This is a genomic window from Mesorhizobium sp. M2A.F.Ca.ET.039.01.1.1 (assembly GCF_003998035.1).
In the GTDB taxonomy this organism is placed as follows: domain Bacteria; phylum Pseudomonadota; class Alphaproteobacteria; order Rhizobiales; family Rhizobiaceae; genus Mesorhizobium.
Genome location: NZ_RZRY01000638.1, coordinates 1 through 3,625 on the forward strand (window position 1 = coordinate 1; position 3,625 = coordinate 3,625).

Genomic DNA, 3,625 nt, shown 5'->3' on the forward strand with positions numbered 1-3,625 from the left:
GCATGTCGGTCATCGCATGCCAGGCGTCGACGATGCCGAAGAAGTTCAGCACCACGCGCAACAGGTCCGGCGGGCGCATGACGGCGATCTCGGGATCGCGTCCGACAATGATGGTGTCGGTGTGGTGGCGCGTATGACTCCAGCGCCAGGTCACCGGATTGCGCATGATCATGAAGCAGGCGAGCTGGTAGACGGCGTCGTTCATCCACTGCGTGCGGAAGGCCGTGCCGTGGCCGCATTCGTGCCAACGGGAATCGGTCGAGGAGCCGTAAAGCGTGCCGTAGACGAAGAAGAACGGCACGCACCACCAGCTGCCCCAGAACCAGATACCGCCCGCGGCGCTGATGACGAAAGCGGCGAGCCAGATGATGGTGTCGCGGATCGCCGGCTCGTCGGAGCGCTGCATCAGCTCCTTCATCTGCTTGCGCGGGATATCGGTGTGGTACCACTCGGCCGCGGCGAGCCCGTTCTCGACCGCGAGCCTGGCGTCCCGGCCGGTCAGGCTGTAGTCACGCGGCGACGCCGCCGAAGACGTGATTGCCGTCATTGGGGTCCTCCGTCAGAGCCTTGGCGAAGCGCCCGACCATGCGGGGCTCGCGCGATCGCTGACTTTGGACTTCAGCATAGCCGCAAGATCTGATAATCTCAACATCACAAAGATAGTTTCTATCATTTTCTATCAGAATGAGATATGGGTGAGCCGGATAGCCGGAGTGGGACAAGCGAGGAAGCATTCATGGCAAAGCGCCCGACCATTACCGATCTCGCGCGCGTCTCCGGCGTCAGCGTCGCCACTGTCGACCGGGTGCTGAACAGCCGTCTGCCGGTGCGCGAGGAGACGGCGCGCCGGGTCTATGACGCCGCCACCGAGATCGGCTATCACGCCGCCGGGCTGATCAAGCAGCGCATGCGCCAGGAATTGCCGGAATATCGGCTCGGCTTCCTGCTGCTCAGGGGCAATGACGTCTTCTATGGCGATTTCGCCAAGGAGCTCGAGCTCGCTGTCGCACAGTCGCAGCGTTTTCGCGGCGTTGCAGCCATCGATTTCGCCGCTTCGCTGGCGCCCGATGAGATCGCCGCCCAGATGCGTGGGCTTGCGGCGAAATCCAGGGCCATCGCCGTCGTCGGTCCGGACCATCCGACTCTGACGGCGGTCGTGGAGACAATGAAGGCGAGGGGACAGCCGGTCTTCTCGCTGCTGTCGGATTTTGCCGCCGGCATCCGCGAGGGCTATGTCGGGCTCGACAACCGCAAGGTCGGGCGCAGCGCCGCCTGGATGATCGCCAAGGCCGCCAGGAAGCCGGGCAAGGTCGCGCTTTTCGTCGGCAGCCATCGCTTCCACGGCCACGAATTGCGCGAGATCGGCTTCCGCTCATTCTTTCGCGAGCACGCGCCCGACTTCACCGTGATGGAGACGCTGGTCAACCTCGAGGCCAACGACGTGACGCATGACGCCATGCTCGACCTCCTGGCCCGCCATCCCGATCTCGCCGGCTGCTATGTCGCCGGCGGCGGCATGGAGGGCGCGGTCTCGGCGCTGCGGACGGCGCGCCCGGCCGAGATGCCGGTCGTGATCTGCAACGAGATCAACGCCGTCTCGCGCGCGGCGCTTGCCGACAACATCCTCACCATGGTGATCTCGACGCCGCTCGCGGCGCTCTGCCGCGAACTCGTCGGGCTGATGGCCCATGCCATCGAAAGCGGCGCCGCCAATGCGCCGGGGCAGACCTTCCTGCCCTTCGACATCTATCTGCCCGAAAACATCTAGGCGCGCCGATCACGATATAGCCGATGTGAAAGAATCCATCAGCCTGATGGATTCTTTCATCGTGGTTCACCCGGGCAAGGGCGCAAATTTCGACGAATTTGGTCCTCGCCCCGCCCATAGTGATCGAAAACCGGCCGCCCCGGTCGGAATCGCCCTTGACGTTTCCGAAACGAAATGGAATAAATATTTCACCAAACAGGCCTTTTGGTTCTTTCGTTCCGGAGCGCCTGTTCGAACGGAGGAAGAGGCGTTCTAGTCGACTGGCGACGCCGCATGGCCGCAGGGAGAGATTCCCCGGGCAAACCGGGGATTCCGGTTCAATAGGTGCAGCCGGACACCAAGTGGAGGAGAAAATGAAGAAACTTCTTTTGGGCGTCGCGCTTTCGGCGCTGATGTGTTCATCCGCCTTCGCCGCCAAGATCGGCGTTTCGATGGCTCTTTTCGACGACAACTTCCTCACCGTGCTGCGCAACGGCATGATCGCGCAGGCCAAGGGCATGGATGGCGTCGAGCTGCAGGTCGAGGACGCGCAGAACGACGTCGCCAAGCAGCTCGACCAAATCAAGAACTTCGCCGCCTCGGGCGTCGACGCCATCATCGTCAATCCGGTCGACACCTCGGCCACGCAGGCGATGTCGGACGCTGCCGCCGCGGCCAAGATCCCGCTGGTCTATGTCAACCGCGAGCCGGTCAATGTCGACAAGCTTCCCGACAACCAGGCCTTCGTCGCCTCGAACGAAGCCGATTCCGGCACGCTCGAGACCAAGGAGGTCTGCCGCCTGTTCAAGGAAGCCGGCAAGAAGGAAGCCAATGTCTATGTGATCATGGGCGAGCTTTCCAACCAAGCCGCGGTGCAGCGCACCAAGGACATCGACGAGGTCATCGCCACGCCGGACTGCAGCTTCATCAAGATCATCGACAAGCAGACCTCGAACTGGAAGCGTGACGAGGCGCAGAACCTGATGACCAACTGGCTGTCGTCCGGCAAGGCCTTCGACGGCGTCATCGCCAACAACGACGAAAGCGCCATCGGCGCCATCCAGGCGATGAAGGCCGCCAATATCGACATGAAGTCGGTCGTGGTCGGCGGAGTCGACGCCACCCAGGACGCGCTGGTGGCCATGCAGGCCGGCGATCTCGATGCGACGGTCTTCCAGGACGCCGCCGGCCAGGGCGCCGGCGCGCTCGACGCCGCGCTCAAGCTCGCCAAGGGCGAGAAGGTGGACAAGAAGGTCTACATCCCGTTCCAGCTCGTGACACCGGCGAACATCGACAAGTTCTTGAAGAAGAACTGAGGCGCCTCGATACGGGGCGGCGCGTCCAATCGGAACAAGCGCGCCGCTCCGCCTTTCCTCCCGCCCGCGCGGGAGGCCGGACAGCTGCGCCCGACGGAGGAAGAAGACGTGTCACAGACATCGCATGGCATTGGCGGGCTGAGCTACGACGCCAAGAAGCGCCCGTGGCCGGCCGAGTTCAACGTGTTCCTGGCCCTGGTCATCCTGGTCGCCGCCTTCGAGCTGGTCGGCCGCGTCTTCCTCGGCGACAGCTTCCTGTTCAACACCCGCGAGAATGTTTCCGGGCTCTTCAACGAGCAGCGCCTGCAGATCATCATCCTGCAGGTCTCGATTGTCGGCATCATCGCCATCGGCGTCACCCAGGTCATCATCTGCGGCGGCATCGACCTGTCCTCGGGCTCGATCGTCGGCGCCACCGCCATGATCGCCATGAGTTTCGCCCAGGTCGCGACCGTCAACGGCAATCCCAATCCCAAGGCGATGTTCATCAATTATGGCTGGACCGACCTGCCGGTCATCGTGCCGCTGCTGGTTGCTGTCGGCTGCGGCCTGATCGCCGGCC

Annotated in this window: 4 protein-coding genes and 1 pseudogene; 4 read left to right on the forward strand and 1 reads right to left on the reverse strand. The window is 63.3% G+C overall.

Features of this window, described 5'->3' with window-relative positions; all coding sequences use genetic code 11:
• Nucleotides 1-547: fatty acid desaturase (locus EOA24_RS30900; RefSeq protein WP_189354371.1), on the reverse strand; the 547-nt coding region annotated here is incomplete at its 3' end.
• A gap of 189 nt (nt 548-736) precedes the next feature.
• On the opposite strand from EOA24_RS30900, the gene EOA24_RS30905 reads away from it, so the two are divergent.
• The 4 genes and pseudogenes from EOA24_RS30905 to EOA24_RS30920 form a co-directional block, all read left to right on the forward strand.
• Nucleotides 737-1,768, forward strand: a complete 1,032-nt coding sequence (locus tag EOA24_RS30905; protein ID WP_126080082.1) for a LacI family DNA-binding transcriptional regulator — start codon at nt 737-739, stop codon at nt 1,766-1,768.
• A gap of 25 nt (nt 1,769-1,793) precedes the next feature.
• Nucleotides 1,794-2,024 carry a hypothetical protein gene (locus EOA24_RS30910; protein ID WP_127410431.1) on the forward strand — a complete coding sequence of 77 codons (231 nt, stop codon included), beginning with the start codon at nt 1,794-1,796 and terminating at the stop codon, nt 2,022-2,024.
• Between the two features lie 97 nt (nt 2,025-2,121).
• Nucleotides 2,122-3,063 carry a sugar ABC transporter substrate-binding protein gene (locus tag EOA24_RS30915; protein WP_126080081.1) on the forward strand — a complete coding sequence of 314 codons (942 nt, stop codon included), beginning with the start codon at nt 2,122-2,124 and terminating at the stop codon, nt 3,061-3,063.
• A gap of 108 nt (nt 3,064-3,171) precedes the next feature.
• Nucleotides 3,172-3,625 (forward strand): annotated as a pseudogene (locus EOA24_RS30920) (ABC transporter permease); the annotation flags it as partial.

Coding starts and splice junctions, on each gene's coding strand:
- EOA24_RS30905 (WP_126080082.1), top strand. CDS start 737: ATGGCAAAGCGCCCGACCATTACCGATCTCGCGCGCGTCTCCGGCGTC.
- EOA24_RS30915 (WP_126080081.1), top strand. CDS start 2,122: ATGAAGAAACTTCTTTTGGGCGTCGCGCTTTCGGCGCTGATGTGTTCA.